Origin of the sequence: Liquorilactobacillus sucicola DSM 21376 = JCM 15457, from assembly GCF_000612445.1 — a bacterium.
GTDB classification, from domain to species: domain Bacteria; phylum Bacillota; class Bacilli; order Lactobacillales; family Lactobacillaceae; genus Liquorilactobacillus; species Liquorilactobacillus sucicola.
Genome location: NZ_BALC01000002.1, coordinates 1 through 17,223, shown reverse-complemented (window position 1 = coordinate 17,223; position 17,223 = coordinate 1). Strand labels below are relative to the sequence as shown.

Here is a 17,223-nt window from a genome sequence, read left to right as displayed (position 1 = left end):
GCAATATTCATATAATTCACATTTAAAGTTTAAAATATCATGACTTATTAATATTCATTCTTTTTTAAAACTATTGTTTAATTAAAAATATTCAACGCTCTTATTTTAAGCGACCTGCGAAAGATGGAGCGAATGTCGAAATACTGCCCACCTTAACATTTTGTCCAGTTTGTGGAGCATGAACATATTGGCCTCCGCCAATATAAATAGCTACATGGTAGCTGCTGCCCTTTGCACCCCAGAAAAGCAAGTCCCCTGGTTGCGCCTGAGCAACGGATTCGTAGGAAACATAACCTTCTTGAGCTGCTGTATTATGTGGTAAAGAAACTCCAAATTTACCATAAACAAAGGCCGTTAATCCTGAACAATCCATTCCAGAAAGAGAACTGCCGCCCCAAACATACGGGATACCCATTCTTGTCAAAGATAACGCTGCTGAAACTGCTGAACCTGTATCAACACTTGATGTACTTGGTGCATTGTTTGAGGATGAACTGCTAACAGCATCATTGCTGTCATTGGTCTTGTCGGTGGAACTGTTAGTATCTGTACTATTTGTATTTGCCAATTTTGTCACAACACTACCGTTATTGTTACTGGAGGAAACAGTTGTAGCATTCAAGCTTTCTGGCTTATTTGAAGCAGCTTTATCTGCAGCTTTATTGGCTGTTGCCAAGGCTTTAACTGCAACAGTCGAATCCTTAGTAGTCTTAACCGTGGTAGCTGCCTTTTTAGCTGCTGCCAAAGCATTTTCTGCATTTTTCTTATCAGCATCTTCTTTAGCTTTTCGTACTTGTAGCTCTGTCTTCTGAACTGCTAAATCGGCCATATCTGATTGCAGTTTTGCGTTTACCTTTTTCTGTTGATCTTCTGCAAGGTCAATGCTTTCTTTATCAGCAGCCACCTTTAGTTTATCTTTTTTTTGGTCTGAGAGAGTCTGGTTGTTAGCATGAACCATAGTTGCAACTGTCGTAACACGGTCAACTGCATCACTAAGATTGTTTGAATCAGTTACAAATTGAATAATCGAACCTGCATCATTTATCTGCGCTGAACGTGCCTGCTTAGCTAAATGATCTTTGCGTGCATTAATATTTTTGGTTAAAGACTGAATTTCTTGAGCATCAGCTGTTTGTTTTTCCTGCAGCTTGGACAATTTTTGCTGATTATCTGAAATTAAAGACTGCGTTTGATCAATTTTCCTGTTCACATCACTTATTTTACTAACCGTATCTGATGCTGAAACTCCAGTTTTTAAACTGAAAACAACTAATGCTGCTGCTATCGCAGTTGTAACTTTCACTAAATTATTCTTCCCCATGAACCATACACCTCTACCGATCGTTAATATTATTAATATTTTTTTAAATAACCACGCTTATAATATTATCATTAAGCTGGGGGAAAGAGCATTACATTATATTTACAAAATACCTTATTAAGTACCATTTTGGTCCCAAATATTACATTTTTATTTCTAAAGTTACAAAGCTAGCTCATCCCCGCCATAACTAGCTATATATAACTCGTTTTTAGCGTTTTATTCTAAATCATCGCCTAAATATTACTTGTGTAACCTTAAAGTCATCTTATAACAGTTTTGATTACCACTATGTCATTCGGATATACTCTAAAAAACAAATAATTGTATACAAAAACCCGGGTTACTATTTATTTTTCAATAGCAACCCGGGAAATATTTCACATCTCAGATGGTCGTTGCAGAACTAAGATTTTGATGCTGCATCAATGTTTTCTTCCTTGACTTTATTACCGATAAAGGTAACCACGGAACCGATTAAAATAACTATAATCCCAATAATTGTTAACACCGAAATTTTTTCACCAATCAAGATAGCTGCTAGAATTGGCGCAAGACCTGGTTTAATGAAAAATACAAGCGAAGCGGTCGAAACATTTGATCTTTCCATCGCCAAAAAATAAAATGCAAATCCGCCTCCGGTTACACAAACACCTAAGTAAAGAAGCATTGGAAGTGCTGAAAATGTGATATTTTGAATTATAGGCAAATTCTTAAAACTTGACATTGAACTGCTCTTCCCCAACCAAAGAGCAACCGCTGGAATATGTGTCAACCAAGAAATAACTAACAACTCAGCTGTTCCGGCAATAAATGTATAACAAGTCATCACTATCCCATTCAAGCCACGTTTCGTAGAACCATAGCGTGATACAATTGAGTAAAAGCCAAATGTAACTGCCGATAAAAGAGCCAAAACAATCCCAGTAGGCCGCGATAAATGAGCTGGGTCAATAATAATCAAGAGACCAATAATTGAAATAACTACGGCAATCAGATTAGCTCGGCCAAGCCGTTCATGTAAAATCAGAAAAGCAAAGATCAATGCAAAAACAGGATTACAGCTGAATAATACGGCGACAGTTGAGGCCTTTGTCGAAACTACAGCAAGCTGGAATAACGACATACTGACAATGACGCACAAGAAACCTGTCACTAAAAATAAAAGCCAATCTTGTTTTGTTAGTGTACGCTTATTTTGTTTAAGCGATTTGTTGGCAATTGGAAGTAAAACTAAACTCCCAATAAAAAAACGAATTAAATTCAATTGAATCGGGTTAAAAGTTGCTCCCGCTACTTTCAAGGCGATCTCCATCGAGCTAAACATCAAGGTTGATATTAAAACATAAACTATCGTCCTTTTCACGATCGATACTCCCTATCCTATATTTTGTGTTACAACCATTAAAATTGGTACTACAATTAAAGAAATAAGTGTGGTTTCAGTAACCATGACAGCTGCATAATCCGAATCAGCATTGTACAAATTTGCAACAACAGGTGCGTTAGTCATAACTGGCATGGCTGACTGTAAGATAAATACCTGCTTCATTATTAAGGGCATATCTGCTGGGATAACGAGTAAAGACATCAAAATTGGTGCACAAACAAAACGACCTAGCAGAATCAGCACGTTGTCTTTTTTTAAGGCTAGCTTATTTAAACCGGCATGTGAAACCGAAATGCCAATAAAAATCATCGACAACGGAATAGTCAGACTGCCAATATAGTCCAAATCAGAATTGACAAAATCTGGTAATCTTATACCCAGCAATACAAAGATAACTCCCACGATAAAACCTAGTAAGGGTGGTGAAAATATTTTTCCAAGTGTCTTTTTCAAATCAAATTTTATTTCCTGACCACCATCACGCTGGATAAGATATGTTCCAAGTGTCCAAAAAATTGTTGTGTTCGCCATATAATAAATAAGGACATATGGGATGCTTTCACTTCCAAAAAGAGCTTGGTTGATTGGCAGACCTACAAAAACAGTATTTGAGTTAAAAAACATGGATGAGAACAATCCAGCATGGCTATCACGTATCTTGCAAATTCGCACAAGGGCAAATGCAATTGCCATTAAAATCATCATAGAGATGACAGGAAAGCGCAAATCTGGTATCATTCTTGCTAAATCTCCTGCGGAAAATTTGCTCATTATTGTTGAGATCATATAGCAAGGCAATGAAATCTGAGTCACAATCCTTGCAATCAATTTAGTTGATTTTTCATCAAACCATTTCCGCTCTGCCAAAACATACCCAAGAACGATCATGACTAAGATGATCAAAACTCCAGATATACTATGTTCAAAAACTTGCATAGCTTCACTTCTCTTTCTCATTATTCTTATACTAAACATTCATAAGTATATCACAATTCTGTAACATGCATTACAAGACTAGCTATAAATCAACAGTTTTTCATCTAACTAAAAAACATTAATTATTTAATTTACCGTTAAGCATTTTTTTTACTACACAAATTTCGCCACTAAGTAGTATAATTCACTCATACATAATGTCGAATTTAAGGAGTTTTTTATGAATAATAATGACAAAAATTCTGAGGAGCTAATTGACACGCCTATGCGCAGAAACAATGGTTCTTCACACCGAAAGAAAAGTCCACGCGGCAAAAGACGCCTCACATGTACTATTTTACTAGGTTTGATCCTTATTTTATTTTATGGTACAGCCTTTTATGCATATAACATGTTGGGTGTTGCAAAAGATACTATCAGCAAAACCTTTAAACAGACAAATATTAAAAAATCACGTAATGTCTCTCAAGTACTTAAAGACAAAAAACCCTTTTCTGTACTTTTACTGGGCACAGATACAGGTGACTTAGGGCGGAGTGACAAAGGACGAACTGATACGATTATCCTTGCAACAGTTAATCCTCAGACTAAGCGTGCAACATTGACGAGCATTCCTAGAGACACACAAGTCAAAATAAAAGACAGTGAAAATTCATATGACAAAATAAATTCAGCATACACCATTGGTGGAACTAAATCTGCTGTTGAAACTGTTCAAAACACCCTGCATGTTCCCATTGACTTTTACTTGCTAGTCAACATGGGTGGTTTGCGTAAAGTCGTGGATGCTCTAGGAGGCGTTACAGTTACACCACAATTGACTTTCAAGTACAGCTATGCGGATGTAACCAAAGGCAAAACAGTCAAACTGAATGGTCAAGAAGCCCTTGCGTACTCTCGTATGCGTTACAGTGATCCAGAAGGTGATTATGGTCGGCAGAAACGGCAAAAGCAGATCATCAAAGCTATTGCAAGCAAAGCAGCTTCTTCGGCTTCACTTGCCAACTATAAAAAAATATTAGCAACAATTGAAGATAATATGCAAACAGATATGACATACGATGATATGATTACAATCGAAACAAATTATAAAGAGGCTGCAAATTCAATGAAATCTGATGTTCTCCAAGGCTCAGATGCAATGCTTAGCGGTGTTTCATATCAGATCGTTTCTGCTAAGGAAAAACAAAAGGTTTCCGATAGAATTCGCTCCGAACTGAATTTAAAACCTTCCACTGAAGAGTTTTACGGACAGGTCAATGAGAATTATTCCAACAACACTTACTCTTCGAATGGAGGTTCATATTCCGACAACGATTCATCCTCGACAATCAATGGAAGCGATAATGGTTCGTCTTATTCTGATGGCAATAGTTATTCAAACAACAGCACTTACACGCCTGCTTATTCAACTTCGTCTTACTCAAACGGTTACTAGGCTGACACTACTAACAGAAAATGCTTCAAGCTTCAAAGGACTGACTTAGAACTCGTGTCTTTTGAAGCATTTTTTATCAAATCTCACCCAGAAGCCATAATTGTGTGTATTTCTCTGTTTTCTAATTAATCACGCTTGATGACCACAAAATAAATTCACATGTTAATTTTTTATTGTATAATGAACAACGTGAATACTCATTGTTTATTCCAAACAACGAGCAATTCTCTAATATTAAACTAAAATAAAGGGAGCGTTCCTCTTGAAAATAGTTCTAGCAAGTGATCACGCAGGTGTTGCATTAAAAAAAGAAATCATTCCCCTTCTAGAATCCATGGGACATGAAGTTAAAGATCTTGGCCCTTACTCGACTGATTCTGTCGACTTATCGGACTTCGTCTATCCAGCTGCTTTGGAAATTGCCAAAAAGAAAGCTGATCGTGGGATTTTTATCGACGGTGTGGGCTATGGCAGTGCAATGATTGCTAACCGTGTCTACGGTGTTGATGCAGTTGTTTGTCAGGACCCATTTTGTGCTAAACTAGCACGTCAGCACAATGACAGCAATGTCTTATGCTTAGGCGGTAAAATAATAGGTCCTGCTATTGCGGAAGAAATTGTTAAAGTCTGGATGACAACTGACTTTTTAGCGCAAGAAAAATATATCCGTCGCGTAAAAAAAGTTAAGGCTATTACTGAAAAACACCTAAAAAAATTAGATGAAATCAACTAATTAATCCTCTCCAATATTAGCTTCACTAAGTAAAGTGATTTTTAAAACAACATATATCAACAGACTGATTATAGAATCACATTTCTTCTACAGTCTAAAATTAGGGCTGTGCCAAAAGTTAACTTTTGGCACAGCCCCTCTTTTTATTCCGTATAAACGTGTTCCATAAGCCAAAATTCTCCGTCTACGTTCGTAATTTCGAGTTATTACTCAAATTTTCCCGACTTATGTCACGCTCTCTTACTTTAAACAATTTGTATATTTCTCCTCATGCAGTCAGCTTTTGTGTTCAATCACTACTTGCCTTTTATCATGTCTTTGTTTTGCTATAACAAACTGGATAAACAGTGAGCAATATTCAAAACTTTATGACTGCTCTTTTAACTCCTCAACCCTCATTTCGAAAGTGGGATAAATCTAGCAAAATACTGCCATAAGCCAAACCTGCGCCGAATCCTGTAAGCAAAACTAGTTTATGCTGTCCATGCTGTTTAAGTACCATATCTAGACCAATTGGGATTCCAGCTGATGAAGTATTACCATTATTTTCAATATTAGTCACAAATTTCGATAATGGCAGCCGCAACTGTTTCGCAATTCTTTCAATTAATCGTAGATTAGCCTGATGCGGAATAAGCAAGTCCAAATTTTGCGGAGTTAAATAAGCTGAGTGCAGCAGCTTTTCAATATGTTCAGGAATAACCGCCGTGACAAAGTCAAAGACAGCATGTCCATCTTGATAAAAAGCATCTATACTAGGATAATTTTCAGCTGCAACTCGGTCAAGCGGGGGAATTCGTCCACTATGAATCACTTCCGCATCGGCTCGCGTTTCTAATTTTTCCGCTATAAACATTTCATCTGCTGAATCTTGGCTTCCCTCAATTAGAACTCCCCCTGCACCATCCCCAAAAAATACGGTCGAAGTTCGATCTTTAAAATCCATCATTTTCGAATTAGTTTCGGCAGCTATTACCAAAGCCCTTTTATAATTGCCATTACGTATAAATTTCTCAGCTGTGCTCAAAGCAAAAACAAAGCCTGCACAAGCTGCGCTGACATCAAATGAAAAAGCTTTGGCAGCGCCAACTTTTTGCTGGACTCTGGCAGCCGTCGACGGCGTTAATGAGTCGGGAGTTATTGTTGCCACAATGATCAAATCAAGATCTGTGGCAGATAATTGTGCTTCACTCAATAATTTATCAGCAACCTTCACACACATGTCCGAAGTATTCTCTCCAATTGCAAAATGACGGGTTTTGATGCCTGTATGTGTTTGAATCCATTCATCTGAAGTTTCCATAAGCTGACTCAAGTCGTCATTAGTAACAATATGCTCTGGAACATAGTGCGCACTTGCTATTATTTTTACTGCTTTTTTCACTAACTAGTCCACCTCTCAACCTTTATCAGAACTACCCTGTATAAAGAAATCCGGTCCTATTAAATTTTCAGCTATGCATAATAAGGGGATGGAACAAAACATAAGTTTTGTCCCACCCCCTTATTTACTCAATGCGGGTAAATGGATTCGAACCATCACGGGCTATAAGGCCCACCAGATCCTTAGTCTGACGCGTCTGCCAATTCCGCCATACCCGCAACAACAGAATTCATTATAGCAAAACATATTGTAGCAGGCAAGCATTTATTTATCTTTTCTAATTAAAATCAAATGTCCTTGACAACGCGAACAGACATAACGCTTTGTATCAATTTTTCGAAGACGAAGATATTCTTGTCCACATTCTAAACAACGATAACATAGCTTTTTTCTTGGCTTTCTTGAATGCGGAGCATAACGTGAACCTTCAACCTGTTGCAGTAATTGTTTAAATGCACGATCTCTGTGCCGGTAACCCCGACCTTTCAAATGAAGGTGATAGTGGCATAATTCGTGTTTGATGACTCCTACCAGTGTGTTAAAATCATGTTCTGTCAACATCTTAGGGTTAATCTCAATATTATGATCAGACAATAAGTAACGGCCACCCGTCGTCCTTAGACGTTTGTTAAAGTAGGCCTGGTGTTTAAAATCACTTTTAAATACATCACGAGAAATTTGGCCGACTAATTGTTGAAGCTGTTCATCACTCATCGTACTTTACTCTTCTCGGGATCAAGCATTGTCAACTGTATACGTTGCCGTGTAAGATCAATATTTTCAATCCAGACAGTGACAATATCCCCCACCGAAACAACTTCGTGCGGTTTGCTTATAAACCTATCTGTTAGTTTTGAAATATGAACCAGTCCGTCTTGCTTGACCCCAATATCGACAAAGGCTCCAAAATCGACCACATTGCGTACTGTTCCCTGCAATTTCATTCCTTCGCTTAGATCTTCCATCTTCAATACGTCTTGTCTCAAAAGCGGTGCTGGTAATTCTTCACGCATATCTCTGCCTGGCTTTTGCAGGCTTTTTAAAATATCCGCAATCGTTTCGCGTCCTGCCTGCAGCCTTTCAGCCAAACTAACACTGTTTTGTTCAGAGATAATTTTAACACTTTCCCGCGTACCAATATCTGCCAAGTCGATTTCCAAATAATTTAGCAAGTGCCGTGTCAATGCATAACTTTCAGGATGAATATCGGTGTTATCTAAAATATTGCTACCATCTGGGATACGCAAAAAGCCTGCAGCTTGCTGATAAGCCTTCGGACCCAAACGGCTTACCTTCTTCAGCTCCGCTCTTCTCGTAAAAGCGCCATTCTCGTTACGATATTTTACAATATTAGTAGCAGTTACTGCATTCAGCCCTGCTACATGTTGTAATAATTGGATACTTGCAGTGTTCAGATCTACTCCTACTTGATTGACTGCCGTTTCAATAACATTAGCTAGCCGTTCTTGCAGCTTACTTTGCGGCAGATCATGCTGATACTGACCAACCCCGATTGCCTGTGGATCAATTTTGATTAATTCTGCTAGCGGGTCTTGCAAACGACGAGCGATGCTAACAGCTGAACGTTCTTCAACATTAAAGTCAGGAAATTCTGAACGTGCAATTTGACTAGCTGAGTAAACCGAAGCTCCAGCCTCACTGACAATCACATAGTAAATCTGACGTGCGCAGTTTTGAATTATTTGTGCAACAAACTGTTCTGACTCTCGACTCGCTGTTCCATTGCCAATTGCAATCATTTCAACCTGATATTTTTCTAACAAATTCTCAAATTCAATGGCAGCTTTCTTTTTTTGCGTACCTGATGCATCTTCGCCTTTTTTTCGAGCATGCGGATAAATTACTTGCTTCGCAACAAACTTTCCGGTTTGATCGACAATTGCTAATTTGCATCCTGTCCGATACGCAGGATCAAATCCCAACGTTATTTTTCCTTTAAGAGGTGCTTGCATTAGAAGGTGGTATAAATTATCTCCAAAAACCTCAATTGCATGTTCATGCGCCTTTTCCGTCAACTGATTACGTATTTCACGCTCCAGTGCTGGTTTAATCAATCTTTTAAAACCATCCGTATATGCAGTTACTATTAGATCAACTGCAGGACCCGTCTGTTGCAAGATTAACTGTGAATGCAGATAACGCAAGATGTATTCTTCGTCGCTTTTTAGTTTTAAAGATAAAACACCTGCTTTTTCCCCGCGATCAAGTGCCAAAACACGGTACGACGGTATCTTAGTTATAGTTTCTTCAAACTCGTAGTAATCTCTAAAAATACCTTTTTCATCTTTTGCAGCATTTTTTCTTCTCGCCAACAAGGAACCAGTTTTTTTAATCGTTTTTCGAATATAGGCTCTAAAAACGGCGTTTTCGCTGACTGTTTCTGCAATTATATCTTGAGCACCTGCGATAACGTCTTCGACATTCGAAATGTGCTGTTCAAGATTTATGAAATTTGCAGCCCTTTCACTTATTCCGTTCTGCGGAAAGGTCAATAGCCAATCAGCAAATGGTATTAGTCCCGCTTCTTTTGCTGCTGTTGCCCGTGTTTTTCGTTTCTTTTTAAAAGGAAGATACAGATCCTCGACAACTTGAAGTGTCTTTGCATTTTTTATTTGTTTTTGTAAATTCTCTGTCATCTGACCTTGGTCAGCGATAGCATTCATGACCTTTTGTTTGTAAGAAGCTAACTTTTCATTGACTTGGTAGATGCTTTGAATATCCCGCAGTACAACTTCATCCATACTGCCTGTTCGTTCTTTACGATAACGTGCGATAAAGGGAACCGTGTCTCCTGCGTGCAAAAGCTCCAAAGCTGCATGCACATTTTTGAAAGAAATTCCTACCTTTTGAGCAACATTTTTTTCAATCTCAATATTCATTATGCACATGTCCCCTATCTTTAAAGTTTTCGAGATTTCCACCTATCCGATAATAATAGTGCTAACAATCCGTGAAAAATACCTGTCCATTATAGCACGATAATGGACAGGCCTACTTAAAACAGCAATACTAAAATTAAATTGCTGACTTATTTCCAAAACTTATCAAAAACTGTGATTGGCAAATGGCGCTTATGCTGAGTTCGCAAGTACCAAGATTCAATTTTAGCAGCTGCTTCTTCGTTCACTTCGTATCCTTCAAGATAATTATCAATATCATCATAGGTTACCCCAAGAGCTACTTCATCGGGTAAAGCCGGCCGATTATCTTCTAAATCAGCAGTTGGTGTTTTTTTGTACAAATGTTTGGGTGCCTTAAGCAGTTCCAACAAGGAACGGCCTTGGCGTTTGTCCAAGCGCCAAATGGGAGTAATGTCTGCCCCACCGTCACCATACTTTGTATAGAAACCCGTTACTGCCTCAGCAGCATGATCGGTTCCAACAACCGCCCCCTTTACAGCACTAGCAACACCATATTGAGCAATCATTCTTTGCCGAGCTTTGATATTCCCCTTATTAAAGTCACTGACCTTGAGGTTATTTTCCTCAATACTTGCAACCGTTGCGTCAGTTGCAGCTTTAATGTTGATTCTAACCGTCTCATCAGCCTGCATAAATGCAATTGCATCCATTGCATCCTGCTCATCCTCCTGATTTCCATATGGCAATCGAACAGCAACAAACTTATACGCCTCATCTTTTGTCTCAGACCTCAATTCACTGATAGCCATTTGACATAATTTACCCGTAAGAGTTGAATCCTGTCCACCTGAAATACCAAGAACAAGAGTTTTTAGAAACGAATTCTTTTTTAGATATTCCTTCAAAAAGTCAACGCTGCGCCTGATTTCTAGTTGAGGTTCAATTTTTGGACTCACTTTTAAATCTGCAATAATTTTCTGCTGCAATTGTCGCATTTTATTCACTCCTTGTGTTGTTAATAGCACAGGTATACCACTTAAAATACTCTTTTTGTAGTATCCCCGACTATCCGTATTAAGCAGATGTAATATTATCTGTCATCAATCTAATTTTACGCTTTTTTTCCGATATCTTCACGGATTTCTTTTATAATTTTCATTTTATTGTCATAACATTCCTGCGAGAGGTCGACTGGATAATCTTGTGGATTAAGGTCGCGCTTATATTCTTCCCATAAACTATCCAAACGTTCATGCGCATATTGCTTAATTTCAACTAATGAGGGCAGTTGATACACCAATTTTCCGTCCTTAAAAATATCTTGTAGCAATGGTCGGGCATCAAAATCCGTCACATTTTTATTAATATAAACATATTGAGGATGAAACATGTACAAAGACTCCTCTTTTCGCGGATCTTCATTCCATAAAGCAATATAATCACCTTCTGATTTTCCATCCTCCTTTTTAGTAATGCGCCAAACCTGTTTTTTGCCAGGAGTTGAAACCTTTTCCGCGTTGCTAGAAAGTTTAATGGTATCCTCTAATTCGCCGCTTTTATTCTCAATTGCGACCATTTTGTAAACAGCACCTAAAGCTGGTTGATCAAAAGCTGTGATAAGTTTGGTTCCAACGCCCCAAACATCAATCTTAGCACCTTGCATTTTCAAGTTAGTAATTGTTTTTTCATCAAGATCATTTGAAGCATAGATTTTCGCATCAGGAAAACCTGCTTCATCCAATTGTTCACGTACTCTTTTCGAAATATAGGCCATATCTCCAGAGTCAATTCTCACACCCAGAAAATTTATCTCTTCTCCGAATTCACGCGCAATCTTGATTGCATTCGGCACCCCACTACGTAACGTATCGTATGTATCAACAAGGAACACGCAATCTTTATGGGTTTTTGCATAAGCTTTGAATGCTTCATAATCACTGCGGTAGGCCTGGACTAATGCATGAGCGTGCGTTCCACTTGTAGGAATGCCAAAAATTTTGCTTGCACGAACATTGCTTGTTGCATCAAAACCGCCAATATAGGCTGCTCGTGTTCCCCAAATAGCAGCATCAAATTCTTGAGCACGTCTTGTTCCAAATTCCATAATCGCATCATTATGAACAACTGAACGAATTCTTGCAGCCTTTGTCGCTATCAGAGTCTGGTAATTAATTATATTCAGTATTGCCGTTTCAACTAATTGGCAGTCTGCCAGAGGTCCCTCAACTTGCAGAATCGGTTCATTGTTGAATACAACCTCCCCCTCAATCGCTGATCGGATAGTTGCCGTAAATTTAAACTCACTCAGGTAAGTAAGGAATTCTTCTGAAAAATTTCCTGTCTCTTTCAGATAAGCTAGATCTGACTCAGAAAAACGCAGATTTGAAATATATTCAATCACACGTTCAAGCCCTGCAAATATTGCATAGCCATTTTTAAAAGGTAATTTTCTAAAATACACTTCAAAAACTGCTTTTTTCTGGTCAATGCCCTGCAACCAGTATGTTTGTATCATATTCAACTGATACTCATCTGTATGCAGTGCATAACTATCATCTGGGTAATTCGTTAACATTTTTATTCTCCTTCTCAGCAGTCAACTGAGTTACTTAATTAGGCGCGCAGCGTAAGTGTTGCCGTTTTTACACTATTGCATCATTCTATCACTTTTTCATAATATCGTCATTTTTTCTGTTATACTGAGTGTAATCTTTTGAAGGTAGGTTAAAGCGACATGTCACATCTATATCCACGTGTAAATATTTTAGGTATCAATTTTACAAAAATAACTAATCAAGAACTACTGACACAATTAAAAAAAGATAGCTGCTTACACCGAAATCGTTTCATAGTGACTGCAAATCCAGAAATCGTTCTCTTTGCGCGTAAAAATAAAAGATATGCTGCTATTTTAAATAACGCTGATTACACAATCGCAGATGGAATTGGCATAATCAAGGGCGCTAAACTTCTGAATCAGCCTTTACCAGAACGTGTCACAGGGTTCGATACACTCAGTGCCCTTCTAGAATTTGCAAACGAAAAACAGAAACGAGTTTATTTTTTGGGTGCTAAACCTGAAGTAATCACCAAACTGATTGCTAAGGTCACACAAAATTATCCTCAGTTGGTGATTGCTGGCTATCATGATGGGTATTTCAAGGATGAACAAATTATCACACATGAGATTCAACAAACAGCACCAGATTTTGTTTTCGTAGCACTGGGATTTCCGAAGCAAGAGTTTTTCATTAATGATTATCGAAATAGTTCACAGGCTCTTTGGATGGGTGTTGGCGGCAGCTTCGATGTCTTAGCTGGCGTTACTAAACGTGCCCCGCTTTTTTGGCAAAAGCATCACTTAGAATGGTTTTATCGTCTCTTACAAGAACCCAGTCGTTTTGGCAGGATGCTTGCTTTGCTAAGTACCTTTTGCTGATTTTGCGTGTTAAATTTCTCCACCGGTAAACAGTAAAAGCTTAAGACCAGCCGATTTCACCACGACAAGATCTTAAGCTTTTTGACTTTCTAACAAATCCTATTTTTCCAAGTAAAACTCAAAGCGAGCACCGGCATATTGTGTCCTGACATACTCAAAGGGTTGTCCATTAGATAAATTTGTTATCTGACGCAGACGTAAAATAGCATCCCCACGTCTGATCTCAAGATAGTCTGCTATTTTTTCCGAAGCCAGCATCGCCGAGACCGTTTGCTCAGCATGACCGATGGCATACCCACTTTCTTCAAGAACATGGTAAAGCGAGCTTGTCACTTGATCTTTGTTATAACTTTTTACCAATTCCTGTGGAACTGTCGCAACTTCGAAACAAATAGGTGTTTCATCCGCATAACGTATTCGCTCCATCCGTAAAACTAGTTCTTTTTCACCTAATTTAAGCTTTTCTAGTTCACTTAAAGATGGTGTGGCTACATGATAAGAAATTGTTTTACTTGAAGGAGTTTTGCCCTGTGCCTTGGTTAGCTCAGTGAAACTAGTTACACCTGACATTTTTTCTTGAACTTTTTGGCGTGCCACATAGGTCCCCGACCCAACATGCCGTTCTAATATGCCTTCATCAACAAGCGTTTGTACCGCTTGACGCAAAGTCATTCGACTCACACCAAAATCAACTGCCAACTCGCGCTCAGAAGGAATCCGATCTCCAATTTTCCATTTGCCGGACTCAATTGAACGTTTGATGTCATTATGAATTTGAATATATATAGGTGAGGTCATTTTTTTCCTCCATCGTTAGATTAATTTTGATAATGTCTTCCAAGGCTGTACGTTTCAACCAAATGTAGGTCAGCATCAAAAAGATTTAAATCAGCATCCTTACCAACAACCAAACTGCCCTTATTCTTTAAATCAAATTCACGTGCCTGATTGACGGAGGACATCAGTACTGCTTCCGCTATTCCACAACCAGTAAATTTCATGATATTTCTGAAGGCATCTGGATATTTCAATACAGAACCAGCTAAGTTTCCAGTCTCTAGGCGTGCTTGCTTGTCTTTTACAATTACCTTTTGTCCCCCTAATTCAGAGACCCCTTCAGGCATCCCCTTAGCACGCATCGAGTCAGTCACAAGCTCAATTTTTTCTGGTCCTTTCAACTCGTAAGCTAAGCGAAGCATATCCGGTACAACATGAAATCCATCAGCGATCAACTCACAGTAAATGTTATCCTCTAGCAAGGCATGTCCTGTCACTCCCGGCTGTCGATGTTTAAATTCCCGTTGTGCATTGTATAAATGTGTTACATGACTTGCCCTAGATGTAAGTAATTCCTCGCGTTTTGCGTTGCTATGACCAATTGACAACACAATGCCATGTTCTAAACAATAATCCTCAAAAGCTGCTGTTGCCTGATGTTCCGGCGCATAGGTTACTAGTCTAATTAAGTGTCCTGCTAATTCGTTCCATTCATCAAATAACTTAACATCTGGTGCTTGAATATATTTCTCCGGTTGCGCTCCTTTAAACACAGGCGAAATAAACGGTCCCTCCAAGTGAATTCCTTGAATAATTGGGTTCCGTTCAGCAGCCTTTTTTATTCCGCTCATTGCCTTAGCAATTGCAGCAGGGGCTTGTGTCATTGTTGTTGCAAAATAACTTGTTATCCCTTCATGCACCATTGCATTAACCATTTTATCAATCTGTTCTGGATCCCCATCCATTGAGTCAAAACCATACCCGCCGTGACTATGGACATCAATAAAACCAGGTACAATTATTTTACCCGTTGCATCAAATACCCTATCACCAGCAAATGCTTTATATTCACTCATCGGGCCAACTGCTTCAATTTTATCGCTGAAGCGCAGATATCCGTCTGCTATTTTTTCACTTCCTGTATAAATCGTTCCGTGTTTCAATACCGTTAGCATTTTCTTGGCTCCTTGTCTTTTTATTTCTCCCGATCTTTTGCAATCGTAGCATCTACAGCCTTTACGATTGATGTCATAAATCCAGCTTCTTCCATTGCCAGCAAACCCGCAACCGTGGTCCCACCTGGGGATGAAACCTCATCTACAAGTTCCCATGGTGTTCGCGATGTGGCCAATACCTTTTTGGCACTTCCTACCACTGCTTGTGCTGCTACTTCCGTTGCCTGTTTTTTTGACAAGCCATACTTAACACCCGCTCTAGCAAGCGAATCTATAAAGAAATAAACAAATGCTGGCGAACTGCCTCCGAGAGCAACAAATGTACTGAAATCTTTCTCAGCCACTTCACTTGTTTTACCTAGTGCTTCAAAAAGTTCTCTACAAACCTGATAATTTTTCGACGTCAAATGCGCGTTCTTTGCCAATGCAGTTATTCCTTCGTTAATCTCAACGTTAACATTTGGCATTATTCGCAGTAATTCAACCTTATCACTGCCCAATGCTTCTTGAATCTCAGCAAGAGAAACACCGCTAACCATTGAAACAATAACTTTTTTTTGTGCTTTCACTTTATCTTTTATTTCTGCAAGCACACTGCCTAAAATCAATGGTTTGACTGCAATAAAAATAATATCTGTTTTTTCAACAACTTCATTGTTACTTTCAACTGCTACTAGTCCCTTTTTTTGTGCATAAGGACCGTAACTTTCACGGTGCGCACTATGAATAAAAATATCAAGTCCATTGACTTTCCCTGAATCAAGCCAGCCATTAATAATTGCTTGTGCCATGTGTCCCGCGCCAATAAATCCTAATTTCATTGCCGTATCCTCCAATATTCGTTCGAGTAAAAATGATATATACCAATATATTGAATGTAACGGTTGTTTTAAAAAAAGTCAATTTAAAACGTTTGTTTCCATGAATGAACAAACAATACTCGCTAAAATTCTATTTTTATTTTCTAACAACTTAAAAAGCAGAATAACAAAATTACATTAATTTTGTTATTCTGCCCTTCAAAAAAATAGTTAGATTTTTTATTCAATTATTTCACACTCTAGTAATTCTTTATCTGATTAATATCATTAACATTTACAATGTATGCACCATTACCTAACTTCGTAAATAATTTCTCCATCACCGCAATAGGAACAGATACACAACCAGCTGTATTGATCCCATTGTCAACATGAAGAAAGAAACCTGAACCCGCATTCCGCACAATTTGCTTTGTATTATAGTTAATCACAATCGCATACTCGTACTGATTATTTGGTGCTTTCTTTGTATAATCAATTAAATGCTCATTTTTATAGTTTGCCCATGAGCGTTCTTGCCAAGTATTGTATTGAGCATCCTTAGGATCTTCAATCCAGTATGAATTACCATCTATCTGACGATACGCAAGACTAGTATTAAGCTTCGCCTTTGGATACTTACCAAATGCCAAGCCAAGACTAAAAGCTCCTATAGGAGTTGTACTCAATCCTTCATGCGTAGTTCCGATACCATTCCGACCAACATGCCCAGTTGTTGACAACGTTTTTTGCCACAAGCCGTTCTTGTCTTTTTCATACAGGTAAACTCTAGCACTTGAACCACCATTACTTACATTAACAATGGTTTGAGTTGTTTTTGAAGCAAATTTTGCTGACATCAATTTTATTCCAACTGTATCAATATTTCTTATTGCGCCGCTATTTTTGTCCATTGAATATGCAACACCATTTATCGTGTTATTACCA

At 38.3% G+C, this 17,223-nt stretch carries 14 protein-coding genes, 1 tRNA gene and 1 pseudogene; 3 read left to right on the top strand and 13 right to left on the bottom strand.

The features are described 5' to 3' along the window. Positions 1-100: 100 nt before the first annotated feature. The 3 genes from JCM15457_RS03280 to JCM15457_RS03270 form a co-directional block, all read right to left on the bottom strand. Positions 101-1,321, bottom strand: coding sequence for a C40 family peptidase (locus JCM15457_RS03280; protein ID WP_034987644.1), 1,221 nt, complete (start codon positions 1,319-1,321; stop codon positions 101-103). A 406-nt stretch (positions 1,322-1,727) separates the two neighbouring features. Next, entirely contained in the window at positions 1,728-2,687 is a 960-nt protein-coding gene (locus JCM15457_RS03275) for a DMT family transporter (protein WP_034987642.1), read from the bottom strand. A 12-nt stretch (positions 2,688-2,699) separates the two neighbouring features. Further along, positions 2,700-3,647: an AEC family transporter gene (locus JCM15457_RS03270; RefSeq protein WP_034987639.1), complete on the bottom strand. Its 948-nt coding sequence runs from the start codon at positions 3,645-3,647 to the stop codon at positions 2,700-2,702. Positions 3,648-3,867: 220 nt separating this feature from the next. Between JCM15457_RS03270 and JCM15457_RS03265 the strand changes: the two genes are divergently transcribed. After that, positions 3,868-5,085, top strand: a complete 1,218-nt coding sequence (locus JCM15457_RS03265) for an LCP family glycopolymer transferase (protein WP_034987636.1) — start codon at positions 3,868-3,870, stop codon at positions 5,083-5,085. A 262-nt stretch (positions 5,086-5,347) separates the two neighbouring features. Next, complete coding sequence (locus JCM15457_RS03260; protein ID WP_034987634.1) at positions 5,348-5,818, top strand: RpiB/LacA/LacB family sugar-phosphate isomerase; 471 nt, start codon at positions 5,348-5,350, stop codon at positions 5,816-5,818. A gap of 388 nt (positions 5,819-6,206) precedes the next feature. Here JCM15457_RS03260 and JCM15457_RS03255 read toward each other — a convergent pair whose 3' ends face one another. The 6 genes from JCM15457_RS03255 to JCM15457_RS03230 all read right to left on the bottom strand — a co-directional run bounded on the left by JCM15457_RS03255 (position 6,207) and on the right by JCM15457_RS03230 (position 12,659). Beyond that, positions 6,207-7,202 (bottom strand): beta-ketoacyl-ACP synthase III, encoded by a 996-nt coding sequence (locus tag JCM15457_RS03255; RefSeq protein ID WP_034987632.1) that lies wholly within the window; start codon positions 7,200-7,202, stop codon positions 6,207-6,209. A 132-nt stretch (positions 7,203-7,334) separates the two neighbouring features. After that, positions 7,335-7,420: transfer RNA gene (locus tag JCM15457_RS03250), tRNA-Leu, on the bottom strand. A gap of 46 nt (positions 7,421-7,466) precedes the next feature. Continuing rightward, on the bottom strand, positions 7,467-7,916 hold the full coding sequence (locus tag JCM15457_RS03245; protein ID WP_034987630.1) for a SprT family protein: 450 nt from the start codon (positions 7,914-7,916) through the stop codon (positions 7,467-7,469). Beyond that, positions 7,913-10,111: a helix-hairpin-helix domain-containing protein gene (locus JCM15457_RS03240; protein WP_187325788.1), complete on the bottom strand. Its 2,199-nt coding sequence runs from the start codon at positions 10,109-10,111 to the stop codon at positions 7,913-7,915. The genes JCM15457_RS03245 and JCM15457_RS03240 overlap by 4 nt, the downstream gene beginning before the upstream one ends. A gap of 140 nt (positions 10,112-10,251) precedes the next feature. Further along, entirely contained in the window at positions 10,252-11,079 is an 828-nt protein-coding gene (nadE, locus tag JCM15457_RS03235; RefSeq protein ID WP_034987625.1) for an NAD(+) synthase, read from the bottom strand. A 116-nt stretch (positions 11,080-11,195) separates the two neighbouring features. Then, positions 11,196-12,659, bottom strand: coding sequence for a nicotinate phosphoribosyltransferase (locus JCM15457_RS03230; protein WP_034987622.1), 1,464 nt, complete (start codon positions 12,657-12,659; stop codon positions 11,196-11,198). Positions 12,660-12,818: 159 nt separating this feature from the next. Between JCM15457_RS03230 and JCM15457_RS03225 the strand changes: the two are divergent. Then, positions 12,819-13,552, top strand: a pseudogene (locus tag JCM15457_RS03225) (WecB/TagA/CpsF family glycosyltransferase). Positions 13,553-13,622: 70 nt separating this feature from the next. Here JCM15457_RS03225 and JCM15457_RS03220 read toward each other — a convergent pair. The 4 genes from JCM15457_RS03220 to JCM15457_RS03205 form a co-directional block, all read right to left on the bottom strand. Beyond that, the gene (locus tag JCM15457_RS03220; RefSeq protein WP_034987620.1) at positions 13,623-14,321 is read right to left on the bottom strand and encodes a GntR family transcriptional regulator; all 699 of its coding nucleotides are present in this window, start codon (positions 14,319-14,321) and stop codon (positions 13,623-13,625) included. 20 nt (positions 14,322-14,341) lie between these two features. Next, positions 14,342-15,475, bottom strand: coding sequence for an N-acetylglucosamine-6-phosphate deacetylase (nagA, locus tag JCM15457_RS03215; RefSeq protein ID WP_034987618.1), 1,134 nt, complete (start codon positions 15,473-15,475; stop codon positions 14,342-14,344). A 20-nt stretch (positions 15,476-15,495) separates the two neighbouring features. After that, the gene (gene proC, locus JCM15457_RS03210) at positions 15,496-16,296 is read right to left on the bottom strand and encodes a pyrroline-5-carboxylate reductase (protein WP_034987616.1); all 801 of its coding nucleotides are present in this window, start codon (positions 16,294-16,296) and stop codon (positions 15,496-15,498) included. Between the two features lie 239 nt (positions 16,297-16,535). After that, the coding region (locus JCM15457_RS03205) for a L,D-transpeptidase family protein (protein WP_152537262.1) at positions 16,536-17,223 on the bottom strand (688 nt) is incomplete at its 5' end.